The sequence below is a fragment of the Pantoea sp. A4 genome (assembly GCF_000295955.2).
GTDB classification, from domain to species: domain Bacteria; phylum Pseudomonadota; class Gammaproteobacteria; order Enterobacterales; family Enterobacteriaceae; genus Pantoea; species Pantoea multigeneris.
Genome location: NZ_ALXE01000001.1, coordinates 54,849 through 74,658 on the forward strand (window position 1 = coordinate 54,849; position 19,810 = coordinate 74,658).

Here is a 19,810-nt window from a genome sequence, read left to right on the forward strand (position 1 = left end):
TTTGTGAGCAAAAGAACATGTGGAAATGGTTGCACCAACTGGCTAAACCGGAGCGGTTATACCGCTTATGTGGGCGGTTAATACCGTGGTTTGCCATCCTGGGCGTTGCAAGCCTGTTGCTGGGATGGATCTGGGGCTTTGGTTTCGCGCCAGCCGACTATCAGCAAGGGCAGAGCTATCGCATCATGTACATTCATGTTCCGGCGGCGATGTGGTCAATGGGCGTCTACGGATCAATGGCTATTGCCGCTTTCATCGGTCTGGTCTGGCAGATGAAGACCGCCGATCTGGTGTCGATGGCGATGGCCCCGATTGGCGCGGTGTTTACCTTTATTGCGCTGGTCACCGGCTCGGCCTGGGGTAAACCGATGTGGGGAACCTGGTGGATCTGGGATGCACGGCTGACCTCAGAACTGGTGCTGCTGTTCCTCTATATGGGTGTCATTGGCCTGTATCACGCGTTTGATGACCGCCGCACGGCGGGTCGCGCAGCGGGGATTTTGATTCTGGTGGGTGTCGTCAATCTGCCAATCATTCACTTCTCGGTTCAGTGGTGGAACACGCTACATCAGGGCTCTTCGGGCATGTTGCAACAGGATATCGACCCGTCAATGCGTACTCCGCTACGTTGGTCCATTCTCGGTTATCTGCTGGTCTTCATCACCCTGACGCTGATGCGCATGCGCAACCTGCTGTTGTTTACCGAGCGTCAACGCCCTTGGGTGGCTGATGTCGTGAAAGAGGGGAATAAGTGATGACGCCCGCTTTTGCTTCCTGGCATGATTTCTTCGCTATGGGCGGTTATGCGTTTTACGTATGGCTGGCCGTGATTCTGACGTTAATTCCGTTATCCGCTTTAGTTCTGCACACCCTGGTGCAGCGTCGCCGTTTGCTGGCCCAAATTCGCCAGCGTCAGTCCAGGGAGCGTCGCATTCGTGCGGCAAAATCCAAAAAAGCCGCCAGTGAAGCGGCAGGAGATCCAATGTGAACACCCGTCGTCGCAACCGCCTTACGGTTATCGTGGCGTTGTTGGTGGGACTCGGCATTGCAACATCACTGGTGATGTATGCGCTGCGTTCCAACATCGACCTTTTTTATACGCCCAGTGAAATTTTATATGGCAAAGGTGAGCAGCACCAAAAACCGGAGCCGGGCCAGCGCCTGCGCGTCGGTGGCATGGTGATGCCGGGTAGCGTGAAGCGCGATCCCAACACCCTTGCCGTCAGCTTCAAGCTCTATGACGGCAACGGCATTATCAGCGTCAGCTATGTCGGTATCCTGCCGGACCTGTTCCGTGAAGGGCAGGGCATTGTGGCACAGGGCGTGCTCGAACCAGGCAACCTGGTGAATGCCAAAGAAGTCCTGGCTAAGCATGATGAAAATTACACACCGCCGGAAATCAAGAACGCGATGAAAGTGAACCCTAACGAGCCACAGGATGGCTATCACCCGGCGGGGTCGCAGTCATGATCCCGGAAATTGGTAGCTTCTTACTCTGTCTGGCACTGGCACTCTCTCTGTTGCTGAGTATCTACCCACTTTGGGGTGCCGCGCGTCAGGATGGCCGTATGATGGCACTGGCGCGGCCACTGGCGTGGGCGATGTGGGGCTGTATCGCCGCTGCGTTTGCGGTGCTGGTGCATGCTTTTATTGTGAATGATTTTTCGGTGGCGTATGTCGCCACCAACTCCAACACCCTGCTGCCAATCTATTACCGCATTGCGGCGACCTGGGGCGCGCATGAAGGTTCTCTGCTGCTGTGGCTGTTACTGCTCAGCACCTGGACCGTGGCGGTAGCGATTTTCAGCCGTGGAATGCCGCAGGATGCGCTGGCGCGCGTGCTGGCGGTAATGGGGATGATCAACCTCGGCTTCCTGTTGTTCATCACCCTGACATCGAATCCGTTTACCCGCGCGTTACCCGATTTCCCGATTGATGGTAGCGATCTCAACCCGATGTTGCAGGACATCGGCCTGATCTTCCATCCACCGATTCTGTACATGGGGTATGTCGGTTTCTCCGTGGCCTTTGCTTTTGCCATCGCGTCACTGATGACCGGCCGTCTGGATACGGCATGGGCACGCTGGTCGCGTCCGTGGACCACCGCCGCCTGGGTGTTTCTCACCGTGGGGATCGTGCTGGGTTCAGCCTGGGCCTACTATGAACTGGGATGGGGCGGTTGGTGGTTCTGGGACCCGGTAGAGAATGCTTCGTTTATGCCTTGGTTGGCGGGTACAGCCTTGATCCACTCACTGGCGGTAACCGAAAAGCGTGGCACCTTTAAATCCTGGACGGTGCTGCTGGCCATCACTGCCTTCTCCCTCAGCCTGCTTGGGACATTCCTGGTACGTTCCGGGGTATTGGTTTCCGTCCACTCATTTGCTTCCGATCCGGCGCGCGGGATGTTTATCCTCGCCTTCCTGGTGATTGTTATCGGTAGCTCGCTGCTGCTGTATGCCATCAAAGGCGGCAAAGTCCGTAGCCGGGTACAGAATGAAACCTGGTCACGTGAAACCTTCCTGCTGGGCAACAACGTTCTGCTGATCGCCGCGATGTTAGTGGTATTGCTGGGTACGCTGCTGCCGCTGGTACACAAAGAGCTGGGGCTGGGCAGTATCTCGATTGGCGAACCGTTCTTTAACACCATGTTTAGCTGGATCATGGCCCCGTTTGCGCTGCTGCTCGGTATTGGGCCGCTGGTGCGCTGGCGTCGTGATGAGCCGCAAAAGCTGTATAAGCGCCTGGCACTGGCGCTGGTGGTGACCTTAGCGGGTTCCATTTTGCTGCCCTGGCTGTTGCAGGATCGCATTGCGGCCATGGCGGTGGTCGGGCTGTTGATGTCCATCTGGATCATTGTCCTGACTCTGATGGAGCTGCACGAACGTGCTACCCATCGCCACGGTTTCTGGCAGGGCTTGCGCCATCTGTCACGCAGCCACTGGGGCATGGTGCTGGGACATTTAGGCGTTGGCGTCACGGTGATTGGCATCGCTTTCAGTACCCAGTACAGCGTAGAGCGCGATGTGCGCATGAAAGCGGGCGACAGCGTCGATATCCAGAACTATCACTTTGTGTTCCGTGGCGTGCAAAATCTGCAAGGCCCGAACTACAGCGGTGGCAGTGGCATTATTGATGTCACGCGTGATGGCAAGCAGGAAGCGGTGCTTCAGGCTGAAAAACGCTTCTACACCGCGACACGCACCATGATGACGGAAGCGGCAATCAGCGGCAGCGTCACCCGCGATCTTTACGCGGCGCTGGGTGAAGAGTTGGGCGATGGCTCGTGGGCCGTGCGCATTTATTACAAGCCGTTTGTCCGCTGGATCTGGTTTGGCGGTCTGTTTATGGCTGTAGGCGGTATTTTCTGCCTGTTCGATCCCCGTTATCGCGCCCGTAAAAAAGGGCAACAGGAGCTGGCATGAACAAAAAAATCCTTTTTATTCCGCTGGTGCTGTTCCTGCTGCTGGCAGCGGCGCTGCTGTGGCAGCTGCAACGCAATGCCGGTGGTGACGATCCCACGCTGCTGGAGTCGGCGATGATCGGCAAACCGGTGCCGGTGTTTAAGCTCGAATCGCTGTTCCAGCCGGGCAAAATCTATGACCAGAAAGCGCTGGTAGACGGTAAGCCGATCCTGCTGAACGTCTGGGCCACCTGGTGCCCAACCTGTCGTGCAGAGCACCAGTATCTCAATACGCTGGCAGAGCAGGGCGTGCGCGTGGTGGGTCTCAACTATAAAGATGACCGTACCAAAGCGGTGAACTGGCTCAATAGCCTCGGCAATCCTTACGCCCTGAGCCTGTACGATGGCAATGGCATGTTAGGGCTGGATCTGGGCGTGTATGGCGCGCCGGAAACTTTCCTGATCGACGGTAAAGGCATTATCCGCTATCGCCATGCGGGCGATATGAACGCTCAGGTGTGGGAGAAAGAGGTGAAGCCGCTGTGGCAGAAATACAGCCAGGAGGCCGGAGCGTGAAACGCCTGATCCTACTGCTGTGCGGCCTGCTGTTCAGCGCTTCGCTGTGGGCGGCCATCGATACCTATCAATTTGACTCCCTGGCGCAGGAGCAAGAGTACCGCGACATCACTGCCTCGTTGCGCTGCCCCAAATGTCAAAACAACAGCATCGCCGACTCCGGGGCGATGATTGCCGCCGATATGCGGCTGAAAGTGTATGAACTGATGAAGCAGGGCCAAAGCCGTCAGCAAATCGTCAACTATATGGTGGCTCGCTACGGTAACTTCGTGACCTACAACCCGCCGGTAGAGCCATCGACCCTGATTTTGTGGGTTGGACCGGCGCTGTTTGTGGTACTGGGTGGTTTGGTGATTATCCTGCGCGGCCGTCAGCGAAAAACCAGCTCTGAGCTGGATAGCGCTGACCAAAATCGCCTCGCAGCGCTTCTGAAAAGTGATGAGAAAACGCAATGAGTGCATTCTGGATTACCCTTTTGCTGCTGTTAGTGGCGGCGAGCACGCTATTTCTGGCAGCAGGTTGGCGGCAGCGCAACGCCACCGATGGCGACCGCGATCGTCTGAATAAAAACTTTTATCAGCAGCGTTTAATTGAGCTGGAGCAGGATGAAGCGCAGGGCAAAGTGTCAGAACGCCCGGAGATGGTGCAGGAGCTGCAACAAACGCTGTTGACCGATATTCCTTCAAGCGCAGCCATGCAGGCGCACAACAGTAGCCGCTGGGTGCTGTTGCCTGGCGTGCTGATACTGGTGCTGGTTTCCTGTGGCATGTACCTGAAAACCGGCGGTCTGGCCCAGGTCTCTTCCTGGTTCCAGGTAAAGGCTGAATATCCTCAGCTGCGTGCTCAGTTGATGGATCCGCACGGTCGCCCATTAACTATGGATGAGCTGGGCCGACTGGAGCTGGGCCTGCGCAGCCAGTTGCAGGAGCAACCCAACGATCTCAACGGCTGGGCAATGTTGGGCCGTCTCGGCATGGTCTTGAACAATGCGACAACGGCGCGTCTGGCCTTCCAGCACGCTTTGCAGTTGGCACCAGAAAATCTGGAATTGCAGCAGGACTACGCTGAAGTCCTGGCAAGATCGAGCGATCCTCAGGATAACCGTCAGGCAGAACTGCTGTTGAACGACCTGCGTAAGCAGCAGCCACAGAATCTGCGCGTGCTGGGGCTATTTGCATTTAATGCTTTCCAACTGCAAAAATATGACAGCGCCATTTCGACCTGGCAAACTATGCTACCGTTATTACCTGCGGGAGATCAGCGAATTACGATGGTTGAGCGCAGTATTGAGCAAGCAAAAACCAATGCCGGACAGCAAAATAGCGGCTTAGCAGTAAAAGTTGCGCTGGCAGCACAGGCAGAAAAAATGTTGCCGCCTGGCGGAGTGATGTATATTTCTGTGACTGACGGTGTTTCGCCGGTTCCGGTGGCTGTTAAGCGTTTACCGCTCAGCCATTTCCCGTTATCGCTCACGCTGGATGACAGCAATGCTATGATGCCAAGTCGCCTGCTTTCGGCACAGCATCAGGTGCAGGTCCGGGTGCGTATCTCACGTGATGGCACAGCCAACCCTCAACCGGGTGATTGGTTTGGCCTGAGCGCGGTTACCCCGTGGGATGGTCACCAGTCATTGACTGTGGAGATCAACCAGCAGCAGCCCTGAGCGAAACACTATTAACCGTACAGGGAGATGAGAATGGTTTTCCGCCTGACCAGTTTGGTTGTGGCCAGTGTACTTCTGGTGGGATGTGCCGGTTCAAAGCCTTCTGATAGCGAAGCTTCGCAGCAGCGTAGCGATCCGCTTGAAGGCTTTAACCGCGCGATGTTTAACTTCAACTACAACGTGATGGACCCGTATGTGGTGCGTCCCGTTGCGGTTGCATGGCGTGATTATGTGCCCGTACCGGCACGTTCAGGACTGAGCAATTTCCTCGGTAACCTGGATGAGCCTGCTGACATGGTGAATGCTTTCCTGGTTGGGGAACCGCGCCAGGCGATGATTCACTTTACCCGCTTCTTCCTCAATACCACGCTGGGTCTGGGTGGCTTTATTGATGTAGCCGGTAAAGCGAATCCGCAGTTGGCACGGACTGAAGCACGTCGTTTCGGTAGCACCCTTGGGCACTATGATGTGGGTTATGGTCCTTATGTGCAGCTACCGGGCTATGGCAGCTTTACCCTGCGTCAGGATGGCGGTGACTACGTCGATAATGTCTACCCGGTGTTGAGCTGGTTGACTATCTGGATGTCGGTCGGTAAGTGGACGTTGGAAGGGGTGGAAACCCGTGCGCAGTTGCTGGATTCGGATGCGATCCTGCGTCAGCAGAAAGATCCGTATGCCTTTGTGCGTAACGCTTACTTCCAGCACAATGACTTCCTCGCCAATGGCGGGCAGTTGAAGCCGGAAGTGAATCCAAACGCCGGTGCGATTCAGGATGATTTAAAAGATATCGATTCGCAGTAAGCGACGGTGGGAAGAGAAAAGGCGACAGAGATGTCGCCTTTTTTTTGTGCTTAGAATTTGTAGTTGAAGCTGGCACCGTACAGCCACGCTTTACCCACGGAGTTAAAGGTATACGCCCCTTCTTTCACCGTGACGTGCTGGCCATGCATGTAGGAGACACCGACATCAATCGAGGCATCTTCATTAAACGCATAAGAGGTACCGGCGCTTAACCAGACGCGATCCTGGTCAGGAATGGAGATGGAACGTTTATCTGCCGGGACTGGGCTGTCATCAAAGGCGATACCGGTACGGAATGTCCAGTTCGCATCATAGAAGTAGGTGGTACCCAGGGCGATGCGGTAGGCATCATGGAAGCCTTCATCCTTGTAGAACAGCGTCTGGCCGTTGTTGGTGGCTTTCAGTTCCTGGAACTGGCTCCAGCTGGTGTAGGCCATGCTGTAGTGGACCGCCCACTTCGGTGCCACTTTATGCCAGCCGGAAATTTCCCACATCTCTGGCAGATTCAGGGTAAGTGAACCTGGAATGGTCGATCCGCCGGTGGCATAAGGTAAACCGAGGCCCGCAGCCTGATTGATTGGGTTGATATAGCTCGGGAGGTCGCTACGGTAGTTGCCGTCAAAGTCGATTTTAACTTTTGAACGGTAGCTCAGACCAAAGCGGTTATTTTTATCCACCTCGTACAGCACACCGGCATTCCAGCCATAACCCCACGCATTACCATTCAGATGGGCAATCTGTGTATTGGCAGGGACGCCGAGAGAAGAGAGCGATTCGCCCGCATAGCGTTCAATTTTCGCTTTGGCATAGACCGCATCAACGCCGAGGCCGAAGCTAAAGTGTTCATTCAGGCGATAGGCCGTGCTGATATTAAAGTTACCAGTCATGAGATCGGTAGTACCGCCATAAGGCCCAGCGGTATAACCGTTATTATATTCTGTCGCCAGACCATAATTAGAGGTGATTGATGCGCCTATCCACCATTGATCGTTAATCGGCTGCACATAGTGAATATTCGGCACCCATTGGGTCGGTGCGATATTCTTAGCATCTAAGCTACGACCTGAAGGACTGGTGCCGCTGATATTCACATCGGGATCGATAAATACGGCACCGATAGAGAATTCAGGGCGATCCATTAAGGCCATGGTCGCGGGGTTGCGGCTGGCTGAGGCGGCGGTATCGCCCATTGCGCCTTCACCGGAGTAGGCGCGGCCTAAGCCTGCGGCAGAAAATTCATTGAGCTGGAAACCGGCTGCCAGCACTTGAGAAGACATTAACGCTACAGCAGCTGCCACGGCTGATTTGATAAAAACGTTTTTTGGGGCCATAACCACAACCTCACATAAATTATTATTAGACGGCGCAACAAGGAGGGCGGATTGTAGGGATCACTGATTCACCTACATATCAGACCAGTTAGCGAAGTATAGGTCCGACCTGTGTCAATGTTGCAATGATGTTGTTTAAATATTTCTGCCGCGATCAATAAAACGCCCCCGGTTAAACGCTAAAAATTTGATCCAGGCTGCAAAACGCGATTTTCCCGATCATTTTGATCAATCAATAGTGCGGCCGCGCAGACGATCTTAATTAAATGAAAAGCGTGGTATTTCTCGCACTTTTTTTCACGCGCCATTGGCAGTGAGGCTGCTTGTGGTTAACACTGAATCAGGTCTGACCTCTTTGGCAATGATGCCTTAATTCCGCAATGCAGGTGACACGATGACAACAGCGCAGCCACTCCGTACCGCGCAGGGTGAACGTATTGCTATCACTCATGGCCTACGCACCCCTTTTTTACGCCAGGCCACTGAATTCCACGGTATTCCCGCGCTGGAGCTGGGGAGGATGGTGGTTAGCGAGCTCATGGCGCGCAGTGAGCTACCGGTTGAGGTCATTGAACAGTTGGTGTTTGGTCAGGTGGTCCAGATGCCAGAGGCACCCAATATTGCGCGTGAGATCGTCCTCAGCAGCGGCTTGAGTGTGCACACCGATGCTTACAGCGTCAGTCGTGCCTGTGCCACCAGTTTTCAGGCGGTGGCCAACGTGGCGGAAAGCCTGCTGGCCGGGACTATCCGCGCCGGGATTGCCGGGGGAGCAGACTCCTGTTCCGTCTTGCCGATTGGCGTCAGTAAACCGCTGGCGCGCGCGCTGGTGGATCTGACTAAGGCGCGTAGCCTCGGCAAAAAGTGGCAGGTCCTCAAGCGGCTGCGACCCAAAGATCTCCTGCCGGTTCCCCCTGCGGTGGCGGAGTACAGCACCGGGCTGCGTATGGGGGATACCGCCGAACAGATGGCGAAAAGCCATGGCATTACACGTCAGCAGCAGGACAGTCTGGCCCTGCGCTCGCATCAGCGTGCGGCGCAGGCGTGGCAGTCTGGTGTGTTGCAGCAGGAAGTGATGCCGGCTTTTATTCCTCCCTGGAAGCAGGCGGTAGAAAGGGATAACAACGTCCGTTTTGATGCGCAGGCTGCGGATTATGCACGTTTGCGCCCGGCGTTTGACCGTAAGCACGGCAGCGTCACTGCCGCCAACAGCACGCCGCTGACCGATGGTGCCGCAGCAGTGATTCTGATGACGGAAGGACGGGCACGAGAACTGGGCATCACACCACTCGGTTATCTGCGCAGTTACGCCTTCAGTGCCATTGACGTCTGGCAGGATATGCTACTCGGCCCGGCCTATGCTTCCCCTCGTGCGCTGGATCGCGCCGGGATTACCCTGGCTGACTTAACCCTGATTGATATGCATGAAGCCTTTGCTGCGCAAACCCTCGCCAATTTGAACATGTTTCGTGATGAGCGTTTCGCGCGTGAAGTGCTACATCGTCCGCACGCGTTGGGTGAAGTCAATGAAGAGATTTTCAACGTCCTCGGCGGCTCCATTGCCTACGGACATCCTTTTGCGGCGACGGGAGCACGAATGATCACCCAAACGCTACACGAGCTCAGAAGGCGCGGTGGCGGGCTAGGGCTGGTTACGGCCTGCGCGGCGGGCGGTTTGGGTGCAGCTATGGTTCTGGAGGTGGCGTAATGGAGACGACAGGCGCGTTTCAGCTACAGATGCGGCTCGATCACGTGGGCATTATTACCATTAATGTGCCTGGCGAGAAAATGAATACCCTGCGTGCGGAGTTTGCCGCTGAACTGAACGCGGTGGTGGCCGAGGCGCGTCAGGACCCGCAACTGGCGGGATTAGTGATCGTCTCCGGTAAAGCCGATAACTTTATTGCCGGTGCCGATATCAGCATGATCGAACGCTGCCAGAGTGCAGAGGAAGCGGAAACTCTGGCGCGTCAGGGACAAGAAGTGATGGCGGCATTGGCTGCGCTGCCTTTTCCCGTGGTCGCCGCCATTCATGGTGCCTGCCTTGGGGGCGGGCTGGAGTTAGCGCTGGCCTGCGATGCCCGTATCTGTTCGCTGGATGATAAAACCCGGCTGGGATTGCCAGAAGTCCAGCTCGGCTTGTTGCCAGGATCGGGCGGAACACAGCGCCTGCCAGCGTTGATTGGCTTACCGCAGGCACTGCCGTTGATCCTGACCGGAAAAACCTTACGCGCCAAACAGGCGCGCAAATTAGGGCTGGTGGATGATGCGGTGCCGCAGTCGATTCTGCTCGAAACGGCGGTGCAACGGGTGCTACAGGGTAAACCCGCCTCGCGCCAGTTGGGGTGGCGTGAGCGCCTGTTTACTCTGCCGGGCATTCGTCACGGGTTCTTCGCACTGGCACGGCGACAAACTGAGCAAAAAACCCAGGGTAACTATCCCGCCACAGAGCGCATTCTGGCAGTGGTTGCCAGCGGCATTGAACACGGCAGTGTGAAAGGCCATGCTGACGAAGCACGCGCTTTTGGTGAACTGGCAATGAGTCGCGAATCCCAGACTCTGCGCGGGATTTTCTTTGCCACTACCGCGCTGAAAAAAGAGCAGGGCGCGGAGGAGGTGGGGCCGCTGGAACATATTGGCGTGTTGGGCGGCGGGACCATGGGGGGCGGCATTGCCAGTGTAACGGCGCTAAAAGCGGCCTTACCGGTACGTATCAAAGACGTAAGCGTAAACGGTATTAACCACGCGCTGCGCTACAGTTGGGATCTGCTCTCGCGGCAGGTACGGCGGCGTCAGATCCGTCCTGCGCAACGTCAGCAGCAGATGGCTCGCCTTTCCGGCAGCACCGACTATCAGGGTTTCAGACATACCGATTTGGTTATTGAAGCCGTGTTTGAAGATCTGGCACTGAAACAACAGATGGTGCAAGAGGTGGAGCAGCACTGCCAGGCGCATACGGTATTTGCCTCTAATACCTCTTCGCTGCCGATCGAGGCGATCGCCTCGGGGGCAACCAGACCCGAAAATATCATCGGGCTGCACTACTTTAGCCCGGTGGAAAAAATGCCGCTGGTTGAAGTCATTCCCCATGCCGGCACATCGGCGAAAACAGTGGCGACGACGCTGGCGCTGGCGCGGCTTCAGGGTAAAACCCCGGTGGTGGTGGCAGATAAAGCCGGGTTTTACGTCAACCGTATTCTGACGCCCTACATCAATGAAGCACTGCGCTGTCTGTTAGAAGGTGAGCCGATTGAACATATCGATCGCGCCCTGGTGAAGTTCGGTTTCCCAGTGGGACCGATTCAGTTGCTGGATGAAGTGGGCATTGACGTCGGCAGTAAAATTTCTCCGATTTTACAGCAGGCGTGGGGCGAGCGTTTTGCGGCTCCCGCAGTGCTGGAAAAGGTGATTAACGACGGGCGCAAAGGGCGCAAAAATGGCAAGGGCTTCTACTCGTACGGGTCTTCGCGCTGGCCCTTCCAGCGGAAGAAACCCGATCCGGCTATCTATACGCTACTGGGCGTTCGCGTGACACAACAACAAACAGCCCAGCAGATTGCACAACGCTGCACTATGATGATGTTAAACGAAGCTGTACGTTGTCTGGATGAGGGGGTGATTGCCAGCCCGCGTGACGGTGATATTGCCGCTGTGTTTGGCATCGGCTTCCCCGCTTTTCTTGGCGGCCCGTTCCGTTATCTTGACCAACGGGGTGTTGATGACGTGATAGCGAAACTGCGTTATTTCTCTGAGGAATATGGCGAGCGGTTTACCCCCTGTGAAGGGTTATTAAGCGCTGCTACGACGAAGAAAAAATTTTACATTTCTTCATAAACAGAAATGGCCTTACTGATTCAGTGTGTTAGCGGTGAGTGGCGGTGATGAAAGCGATGAGCCACGTCAGGCTCATGCCTATTTAATAAACAACCGGTTGACTCTACTTCGGGCATTGGGGTAAAACACAGCGTTCATTCCCGGAATGACCTGTCAGTAACCTCAGTTTCTGACAATTCGATCAACAACAGCGGTGCTTTATGCAAGTTTTTATCATGCGTCACGGTGATGCGGCCCTGGAAGCAGCAAGCGATTCAGTTCGGCCCCTGACCCTTTGCGGATGTGATGAATCACGCCAGATGGCTGCCTGGCTTAACAGCCAGTCACCCGATATTGAACGGGTGCTTGTCAGCCCCTATTTGCGCGCGCAGCAGACGCTGCAAACCGTGCGCGAAGCACTGGATCTGCCTGAACGGCAGGAAGTGCTGGCGGAACTGACGCCCGGCGGCGATCCTGGCCTGGTGGGCTGCTACCTGCAGGCATTAGCCGGAGAAGGCGTTAAATCGGTACTGGTGATCTCTCACCTGCCGTTAGTGGGCTATCTGGTATCGGAGCTTTGCCCGCAGGAGACGCCGCCGATGTTTGCGACCTCAGCGATTGCCTGCATCAACTTCGATGCGATCAGCGGAGAAGGCAAATTGCAGTGGCAGGTTAGCCCGGCTAAGCTGGCGAAAGCGATGTAATTCTGCGTTATGGCAACTCAGGCGGTTGCCACTCTTCCACTTCAACCAGCACCAGCAGCGCAGCATCACCACCAAACTCTTTGGGGGCCTGATGAAACGCCATCACCCACGGGTGCTGCGCCAGCCACAGCGGTGTCTGCTGCTTCAAAATATGTTTGCCATGTCCGGTCATCACGCTGGCGCAGAACAGGTGTTCGCGGCGGCAAGCGGCAATGAGCGCTCCCAATTCCTGCTTTGCCTGTAGCTGCGTCAGACCGTGCAGATCGAGAAAAATTTCGGGTGAAAAGTCACCGCGACGGAGTTTTTTGAGCTCATAGTGGCTGACATCGGCACGGACATACCGCATTGGCCCTTCCGTGGCTAGCCGTGGCTGAAACTCATCAGAAAAGTAGTGGCTGTTATCCGCCTGCTCAGAAAGCAGGCGCTTTAATGGCACTTCGCGGGTTTTTACCCCAGGTTTATGGACAATCGTATCCTGCTTAATCTCCCGAGTGCCGCTCATCAGTTGGCGAAACAGCGATTTATCGTCCTGGCTCAGTGGTTGTTTTTTGCTCATTTCGGGCTAACTTATGGCTGCGAAGAGAAAGAGGGCGTTACCTTACCGTTATCCGCAGGGCAAAGTCAGCTTTTTCACACCGCCACGCTGAATTATCGCCAACTTCGTGGCAAACTATCGGCCGATTTAAGTGATTAGCAAAAGGGCCTGCGGAGGGCTACGTGGACAAAATTTTCGTCGATGAGGCAGTGAGCGAGCTGCACACCATTCAGGACATGCTGCGTTGGGCAGTCAGTCGCTTCTCAGCTGCCGGGATCTGGTACGGTCACGGCACCGACAATCCATGGGATGAAGCCGTGCAACTGGTGCTGCCAAGCCTGTGGTTGCCGCTCGACATTCCGGAAGATATGCGTCACGCCCGTCTGACTTCTAGTGAGCGCCAGCGTATTGTTGAACGTGTGATTCGTCGTGTGAACGAGCGTGTTCCGGTCGCCTATCTGACCAACAAAGCCTGGTTCTGTGGCCACGAGTTTTATGTGGATGAGCGCGTACTGGTCCCGCGTTCACCGATTGGCGAACTGATTGAGAACCGCTTTGCCGGTCTGATTCCACACGCGCCAGAGCATATTCTGGATATGTGTACCGGCAGCGGCTGTATCGCCATCGCCTGTGCCTATGCTTTCCCGGAAGCGCAAGTTGATGCCGTGGATATCTCCACCGATGCACTGGCTGTGGCCGAGCAAAACATTGAAGAACATGGTTTAATCCACCATGTTACCCCTCAGCGTGCCGATCTGTTCCGCCAACTGCCAGCGGTACAATATGACCTGATCGTCACCAATCCACCTTATGTGGATGAAGAGGATATGGACGATCTGCCAAACGAGTATCGTCACGAGCCAGAACTTGGCCTGGCGGCGGGCAGTGATGGCCTGAAGCTGGTGCGCCGTATTCTTGCCTGCGCCCCGGATTATCTGACCGCAGAAGGCGTGCTGATTTGTGAAGTCGGTAACAGCATGGTGCATATGATGGATCAATATCCCGATGTGCCTTTCACCTGGCTGGAGTTCGATAACGGCGGCGACGGCGTATTTATGCTGACGCGCGATCAGATCGTCGCTGCGCAACACCATTTCTCTGTATATAAAGACTGACTGACGGGCGCTGGCTCGCCCGCTTCACCGAACAAGGAACCACCATGGCCGGAAACAGCATCGGGCAACTTTTTCGAGTAACTACCTTTGGCGAATCCCACGGCATAGCCCTGGGCTGTATTGTGGATGGCGTGCCGCCGGGCATTCCATTGACTGAATCGGATATCCAGCACGATCTGGACCGTCGTCGTCCTGGCACTTCGCGCTACACCACCCAACGCCGCGAGCCGGATCAGGTGAAAATCCTCTCTGGTGTGTTTGAAGGCGTGACCACCGGCACCAGCATTGGCCTGCTGATCGAAAATACCGATCAGCGTTCGCAGGACTACGGCGCGATTAAAGATCTGTTCCGTCCAGGCCACGCCGATTACACCTACGAACAGAAATATGGCCTGCGCGATTACCGTGGCGGTGGCCGTTCATCTGCCCGTGAAACCGCGATGCGCGTGGCGGCCGGTGCCATTGCGAAAAAGTACCTGCAAATGAAACACGGCATTGTCGTGCGCGGCTACCTGGCACAGATTGGTGATGTGGCCTGTGAGTTGAAAGACTGGAGCATCGTGGAGGAGAACCCGTTCTTCTGCCCGGATGCCAGCAAGCTGGAAGCATTGGACGAACTGATGCGCGGCCTGAAGAAAGAGGGCGATTCTATTGGCGCGAAAGTCACTGTGATGGCCGAAAATGTGCCACCAGGACTGGGTGAGCCGGTGTTTGATCGTCTCGATGCTGATTTGGCCCATGCCTTGATGAGCATCAATGCGGTAAAAGGCGTGGAAATCGGTGACGGTTTTGCCGTGGTCAGTCAGCGTGGCAGCCAGCATCGTGATGAGATCCGCGCGAACGGTTTCCAGAGCAACCATGCGGGCGGTATTTTGGGTGGCATCAGCAGCGGCCAGACCATCAGCGCTAACCTGGCGATGAAACCGACGTCCAGTATCACGGTTCCGGGCAACACTCTGACGCGTGAAGGCGAAGAAGTAGAGATGATCACCAAAGGTCGTCACGATCCTTGCGTCGGCATTCGTGCTGTTCCCATCGCCGAAGCGATGATGGCGATTGTGTTAATGGATCACCTGCTGCGCCAGCGTGGGCAGTGCGGTGATGTTCAGACAACGCTGCCACGCTGGTAACGCCATGAAACGTCTGCTTCTTTCCCTGATGGCGCTGCTGGCTAGCAGCGCAGCCCTGGCGGCAACGCCGTGGCAACAGATCCATCAACCGATTGCGGGACAGCCGCAGTCGATTGGCAGTTTTGCCAATGGCTGTATTGTTGGCGCGCAAGCGTTACCGCTCAACTCACCGGATTATCAGGTGATGCGTCCGGATCAACGCCGCTATTTCGGTCACCCTGAGCTATTGGCGTTTATTCAACGCCTTAGTCAGCGTGCCGCACAGCAGCAACTGGGCAATGTGTTGATTGGGGATATGGGAATGGCCGCAGGCGGGCGTTTTAGCAGTGGTCACGCCAGCCACCAAACGGGGCTGGATGTCGATATCTGGCTACAGCTACCGAAACAGCGCTGGAGCGCACAGCAGTTGCTGAAACCTCAGCCGCTGGATCTGGTGGCGGCAGATGGCAAAAATATCGTCGCACGTCACTGGCAGCCCCAGGTGTTCAGCCTGATTAAGCTCGCCGCAGAAGACCGCGACGTCACACGTATTTTCGTCAATCCGGCTATTAAGCAGCAGCTGTGCCGTGAAGCGGGTAGCGATCGGGCGTGGTTAAACAAAGTGCGTCCGTGGTTTGCGCACCGGGCGCACATGCACGTCCGGCTGCGTTGTCCGGTTGGCAGCAGCGAATGTCAGGATCAGCCAGCACCACCCGCTGGCGATGGCTGTGGGGCAGAATTGCAAAGCTGGTTCCTGCCAAAGCAGCCGGACACTATTCCGCGATCTAAACCGCTCCCACCGCCGCTGCCTGCGTCTTGTCAGGTATTGCTGGATAAACATTTACTGTAAGGATCTCCATGGAGTGGTTTGTTGTCAGCCCGTTAGTGGTGGTGGCGCTGTTTTTTGTGGCGCTGGCCGCCGCGTTTATTGATTCAATTGCGGGCGGTGGAGGATTGCTTACGGTGCCAGCGCTGTTAGCGGCGGGCCTCTCCCCGGCGCAGGCACTGGCAACCAATAAGTTGCAGTCCGTAGGCGGCTCTTTCTCGGCCAGCCTCTATTTTGTTCGCCGTGGGGCGGTCAAGCTGCGTGAACAGCGATTAAATATCGCGATGACCTTTATTGGGGCAATCATCGGCACGCTGACCATTCAGCACCTGCGGGCGGATGTGTTGCGTCAGATCTTGCCGCTGTTCATCATCAGTATTGGCCTGTGGTTTTTACTGATGCCCCGTCTGGGAGAAGAGGATCGCGAGCGCCGTCTGTACGGCTTACCCTTTGCTCTGATTGGCGGTGGCTGCGTCGGTTTTTATGACGGTTTCTTTGGCCCCGGTGCGGGTTCATTTTATGCGCTCGGCTTTGTCACCCTGTGTGGCTACAACCTGGCGAAAGCCACCGCCCATGCGAAAGTGCTGAATTTCACCTCCAATTTCAGCAGCCTGCTGTTCTTTATTTTGGGCGGGAAACTGGTGTGGGGCACTGGCTTGGTGATGCTGGTTGGCGCATTTTGCGGAGCCAGACTCGGCGCACGCCTTGTCCTGAGCCGTGGTCAGCAGTTGATTCGTCCGATGGTGGTGGTGGTCTCGGTGGTGATGAGTGCCAAGCTACTGTGGGATGGACACGGCACCGCTATCCTCGCCTGGTTCTCTGGCCTGTAAAATCCTGCTCGTCACAGCGGGCGTCTGATGCGACAATGACGCCCACTTTTTTTGCCTGAAATGACCATGACCACTACGCACCATTACGACCAGCTGACTGCGCTGTTTGACGGATGCTTCAGCGACGATTTCAACACCCGCCTGATCAAAGGCGATGATGAGCCGATCTATCTGCCCGCTGATGACACTTCTCCCTGGCATCGCATTGTGTTTGCACATGGCTTTTATGCCAGTGCGCTGCATGAGATTTCGCACTGGTGCATCGCAGGTGAAGCGCGGCGTAAGTTGGTAGATTTTGGTTACTGGTACTGCCCGGACGGGCGCGATGCCAGTACACAGCAGCAGTTTGAAGCCGCCGAAATTAAACCTCAGGCGTTGGAATGGATGTTTTGCGTTGCCGCAGGCTTTCCCTTCAATGTAAGTTGTGACAATCTCGACGGAGACTGTGAGCCCGATCGCATCGCTTTCCAGCGTAAAGTGCAAACGCAAGTGATGACTTATCTGGAAAATGGCATTCCCACTCGCCCGGCGCGTTTTATCGCGGCGTTAACGGACTATTACGGCACCCCTCCGCTCCATGCGGCACAGTTTCCCTGGCCGGAAGACCTGTGAAGTGGGAAGCATGATGACAACTGAGGATTTGAAATGATCGCTGAATTCGAAACGCGCATTTTGGCGCTGATTGACGATATGGTTGACCACGCAAGTGATGATGAGTTGTTTGCGGGGGGCTATCTGCGTGGACATCTGACCGTTTCTGTCGCGGAAGTTGAGCAAACGAACGATCATAGCGCCGAAGCATTACAGTTTCATGTTACCAATAGTCTGCAAAAAGCGATTGCTGCGGGTGAACTTTCGCCACGCGATCAGGCGCTGGTGATTGGGATGTGGGAAAGTCTCTTCCAGCAGGCGCGTCAGTCCGCCTGATGGCTCACTGGCCCTGCAACCACGGGGCCAGAGGCTTAGCGTGCAAGGGCTTGCACGCTTTTCGGTCAGTTGACCTTTTTACCTTTCAGTAATTTTCTTACCCAGTAGCGATTAGGATTCAAGGCCGCCAGCGTGCGTGCATCCAGCGGCTGTGGCTCGCCACTGAGCTGAGCAGCCAGGACTTCAGCGGCCAGCGGCGCACTGCAAATACCACGCGATCCCAACGCACCCAGCAGATATAACCCTGAGTAAATCGGTGCCGTTGGCACCTCCCGCCCTTGCTGACGCTGTTGCGCCAAATCGGCATACAGGCTGAGCGTGCCGCTATAGTCGGGTGCGCTACCGGTCATTGGGAGATGATCGCGCGAGGCGCAGCGGACGCTGACCCGGGCACTGTTTTCGCTGGCATCAAGCGCTTTAGGCCATGCCTGATCGGGCAGGCAGTTAACCAGACGCTGGCGATTTTGCTGCTGCTCTTCCGGGCTGAAATCCGTGGCTGTTTCGCCCCGGCGGTAGCTGGCACCGATACAGTGTGTGCCGTGTTGTGGGCTGAGCGGGGCCAGATAGCCGTCATAGCAGAGCACGGTTTTGAGTGCTGCCAAATCAGGCGTGGTGGGGATATGGCTCACCTGGCCGGCAACGGCATAAATCGGTAACGCCTGTTCTTTGCTTAATTCATCGATACGGTGTCCATTGGCCAACACCACATTTTGTTGTGCAATCTGGCCATGACTAAAGCGCAGCGTCCAGCCTTGCTCACTGGCGGTCAACTGCTGCACTTCATGCTGCCAGTGCACGGTAAGCCCCTGCGCTTCGGCGTATTGCAGCAGGGCGGTGGTTAAACCGGCCGGATCGAGCCAGCCCCCTAGCGGGTAGAAAATGCCGTCGCAACCTAAAGGCACACCTGCCAGGGCTTCAGCGGTCGGGGTATCTACGGCATGGGCGACGCTTTCCGGCAGGGCCATGGTGAGCATCTGACCAATTTTTTCGGCACTTCGCCCATCCCACGCCAGTTGCAATACCCCCTGCCAACTGTGTTCAAAGTTCACGGGTAAGCTGTCATACAACCGGCGTGCGAAGGTAAATGCGGCCGGGAAGAAGGTGGCCAGTGCCGGATCGTGCTGATTCAACAGCGGATAGAGGGCACCCTGACGATTGCCAGAAGCTCCCTGTGCAGGCGCGGCATCCGCACAGTAGAGCGTGACCTTCCACTGGCGGCGTAACAACGCCAGCGCCAGCAGCGCACTGGAGATACCGCCGCCGACAATCGCGACTTCACGGCTTTTAGCCGCAGGGCGCGCATACCAGGGAGCCGTAGCGGGAGTAGGGGCGTGCGCAGGGCGTGTGCCGCTGAGCATTTCACGCTTCTGACCAAAGCCCTTGACGCGATTAACGGTGAAACCGGCTTCTTGCAGGCCGCGCCGCACAAAACCTGCGGCAGTGAAGGTCGCGAAGGTGCCCTCGGGGCGAGCCAGACGCGCCATGGTGTGAAACAGTTCTGGCGTCCACATATCCGGGTTTTTTGACGGTGCAAAACCATCGAGGAACCAGGCATCCACCTGATGGTGCAAACTGTCATCAAAAGTATCTATCAGCGCGTTAATATCCCCTAACCACAGGTCGAGCGTGATGCGCCCGCCTGCGAGCAGCAAACGCTGACAACCCGGTAGCGCGGCTGGCCAGACTTGCTGTAGCTGCTCCGCCCAGGGCTGGAGTTCCGGCCAACGTGCATGCGCGGCGGCGAGATCGGCGGCGGTCAGTGGGTATTTTTCGAAGCTGATAAAGTGCAGCCGCTGTAATGTTGCTTCTGGTTGTTGCTGGCAGAAGTGATCAAAAGCCTGCCACAGCGTGAGGAAGTTGAGTCCCGTACCAAAACCGGTTTCCGCAACAATCAACAGATCGCGCGGATGCTGGGCAAAACGCTGCGGTAACTGATTTCCGCCGAGAAAGACATAGCGCGTCTCTTCCAGCCCATTGTCGTTAGAGAAATAGACGTCGTCGAAGGCTCGGGAAACAGGTGTACCCTGTTCGTTCCAGCTTAATTGGGCGTGTTCAACCGGGGATAACTTCACAATAAAGGCTCATTTTTCAGGCAATGCGCGATTCTAACGGGCAGGGGGGTGGGAAGCAAATTTACAAAAAGTAATGGCTGATCGGACTTGTTCAGCGAACAAGTGTAAGCT

The 19,810-nt window shown here is 56.0% G+C and carries 20 protein-coding genes; 17 read left to right on the forward strand and 3 right to left on the reverse strand.

Features of this window, described 5'->3' with window-relative positions; translation table 11 throughout:
- Positions 1-17: 17 nt before the first annotated feature.
- Genes B880_RS0100270 through mlaA form a run of 8 tightly spaced genes read left to right on the forward strand, consistent with a single transcriptional unit; the run spans position 18 to position 6,440 of the window.
- Positions 18-755 (forward strand): heme ABC transporter permease, encoded by a 738-nt coding sequence (locus tag B880_RS0100270; RefSeq protein ID WP_017345377.1) that lies wholly within the window; start codon positions 18-20, stop codon positions 753-755.
- Complete coding sequence (gene ccmD / locus B880_RS0100275) at positions 755-988, forward strand: heme exporter protein CcmD (RefSeq protein WP_017345378.1); 234 nt, start codon at positions 755-757, stop codon at positions 986-988. The genes B880_RS0100270 and ccmD overlap by 1 nt, the downstream gene beginning before the upstream one ends.
- A complete protein-coding gene (ccmE, locus tag B880_RS0100280; protein WP_017345379.1) occupies positions 985-1,470 on the forward strand; it encodes a cytochrome c maturation protein CcmE in 486 nt (161 codons plus the stop codon). The genes ccmD and ccmE overlap by 4 nt, the downstream gene beginning before the upstream one ends.
- Complete coding sequence (locus B880_RS0100285; protein WP_017345380.1) at positions 1,467-3,422, forward strand: heme lyase CcmF/NrfE family subunit; 1,956 nt, start codon at positions 1,467-1,469, stop codon at positions 3,420-3,422. The genes ccmE and B880_RS0100285 overlap by 4 nt, the downstream gene beginning before the upstream one ends.
- Positions 3,419-3,976, forward strand: coding sequence for a DsbE family thiol:disulfide interchange protein (locus B880_RS0100290; protein ID WP_017345381.1), 558 nt, complete (start codon positions 3,419-3,421; stop codon positions 3,974-3,976). Before B880_RS0100285 ends, B880_RS0100290 begins: the two co-directional genes overlap by 4 nt.
- The gene (locus tag B880_RS0100295) at positions 3,973-4,431 is read left to right on the forward strand and encodes a cytochrome c-type biogenesis protein (RefSeq protein WP_017345382.1); all 459 of its coding nucleotides are present in this window, start codon (positions 3,973-3,975) and stop codon (positions 4,429-4,431) included. The genes B880_RS0100290 and B880_RS0100295 overlap by 4 nt, the downstream gene beginning before the upstream one ends.
- Positions 4,428-5,639, forward strand: a complete 1,212-nt coding sequence (gene ccmI / locus B880_RS0100300) for a c-type cytochrome biogenesis protein CcmI (RefSeq protein WP_017345383.1) — start codon at positions 4,428-4,430, stop codon at positions 5,637-5,639. Before B880_RS0100295 ends, ccmI begins: the two co-directional genes overlap by 4 nt.
- 33 nt (positions 5,640-5,672) lie before the next feature.
- The gene (gene mlaA / locus B880_RS0100305; RefSeq protein WP_017345384.1) at positions 5,673-6,440 is read left to right on the forward strand and encodes a phospholipid-binding lipoprotein MlaA; all 768 of its coding nucleotides are present in this window, start codon (positions 5,673-5,675) and stop codon (positions 6,438-6,440) included.
- Between the two features lie 50 nt (positions 6,441-6,490).
- Here the strand turns inward: mlaA and fadL are convergent, their stop codons facing one another.
- Positions 6,491-7,771: a long-chain fatty acid transporter FadL gene (gene fadL / locus B880_RS0100310; RefSeq protein WP_017345385.1), complete on the reverse strand. Its 1,281-nt coding sequence runs from the start codon at positions 7,769-7,771 to the stop codon at positions 6,491-6,493.
- Positions 7,772-8,165: 394 nt separating this feature from the next.
- On the opposite strand from fadL, the gene fadI reads away from it, so the two are divergent.
- From fadI to sixA, 3 genes are all read left to right on the forward strand, one after another.
- Positions 8,166-9,476 (forward strand): acetyl-CoA C-acyltransferase FadI, encoded by a 1,311-nt coding sequence (gene fadI, locus B880_RS0100315; RefSeq protein ID WP_017345386.1) that lies wholly within the window; start codon positions 8,166-8,168, stop codon positions 9,474-9,476.
- Positions 9,476-11,602 carry a fatty acid oxidation complex subunit alpha FadJ gene (fadJ, locus tag B880_RS0100320; protein WP_017345387.1) on the forward strand — a complete coding sequence of 709 codons (2,127 nt, stop codon included), beginning with the start codon at positions 9,476-9,478 and terminating at the stop codon, positions 11,600-11,602. Before fadI ends, fadJ begins: the two co-directional genes overlap by 1 nt.
- A 200-nt stretch (positions 11,603-11,802) precedes the next feature.
- Complete coding sequence (gene sixA / locus B880_RS0100325) at positions 11,803-12,285, forward strand: phosphohistidine phosphatase SixA (protein WP_017345388.1); 483 nt, start codon at positions 11,803-11,805, stop codon at positions 12,283-12,285.
- A gap of 7 nt (positions 12,286-12,292) precedes the next feature.
- Here the strand turns inward: sixA and smrB are convergent, their stop codons facing one another.
- A complete protein-coding gene (gene smrB / locus B880_RS0100330; protein WP_017345389.1) occupies positions 12,293-12,841 on the reverse strand; it encodes an endonuclease SmrB in 549 nt (182 codons plus the stop codon).
- 161 nt (positions 12,842-13,002) lie between these two features.
- Here smrB and prmB point away from each other — a divergent pair, with 161 nt between their 5' ends.
- From prmB to B880_RS0100360, 6 genes are all read left to right on the forward strand, one after another.
- Positions 13,003-13,935, forward strand: coding sequence for a 50S ribosomal protein L3 N(5)-glutamine methyltransferase (gene prmB / locus B880_RS0100335; protein WP_017345390.1), 933 nt, complete (start codon positions 13,003-13,005; stop codon positions 13,933-13,935).
- Between the two features lie 44 nt (positions 13,936-13,979).
- Positions 13,980-15,065 (forward strand): chorismate synthase, encoded by a 1,086-nt coding sequence (aroC, locus tag B880_RS0100340; RefSeq protein WP_017345391.1) that lies wholly within the window; start codon positions 13,980-13,982, stop codon positions 15,063-15,065.
- A gap of 4 nt (positions 15,066-15,069) precedes the next feature.
- On the forward strand, positions 15,070-15,894 hold the full coding sequence (mepA, locus tag B880_RS0100345; RefSeq protein WP_017345392.1) for a penicillin-insensitive murein endopeptidase: 825 nt from the start codon (positions 15,070-15,072) through the stop codon (positions 15,892-15,894).
- Between the two features lie 8 nt (positions 15,895-15,902).
- On the forward strand, positions 15,903-16,700 hold the full coding sequence (locus tag B880_RS0100350; protein WP_017345393.1) for a TSUP family transporter: 798 nt from the start codon (positions 15,903-15,905) through the stop codon (positions 16,698-16,700).
- Positions 16,701-16,766: 66 nt separating this feature from the next.
- Positions 16,767-17,312 carry an elongation factor P hydroxylase gene (locus B880_RS0100355; protein WP_017345394.1) on the forward strand — a complete coding sequence of 182 codons (546 nt, stop codon included), beginning with the start codon at positions 16,767-16,769 and terminating at the stop codon, positions 17,310-17,312.
- Between the two features lie 33 nt (positions 17,313-17,345).
- On the forward strand, positions 17,346-17,627 hold the full coding sequence (locus B880_RS0100360; protein ID WP_017345395.1) for a YfcL family protein: 282 nt from the start codon (positions 17,346-17,348) through the stop codon (positions 17,625-17,627).
- Positions 17,628-17,692: 65 nt separating this feature from the next.
- Here B880_RS0100360 and mnmC read toward each other — a convergent pair whose 3' ends face one another.
- Positions 17,693-19,699: a bifunctional tRNA (5-methylaminomethyl-2-thiouridine)(34)-methyltransferase MnmD/FAD-dependent 5-carboxymethylaminomethyl-2-thiouridine(34) oxidoreductase MnmC gene (gene mnmC / locus B880_RS0100365; RefSeq protein WP_017345396.1), complete on the reverse strand. Its 2,007-nt coding sequence runs from the start codon at positions 19,697-19,699 to the stop codon at positions 17,693-17,695.
- Between the last annotated feature and the right edge of the window lie 111 nt (positions 19,700-19,810).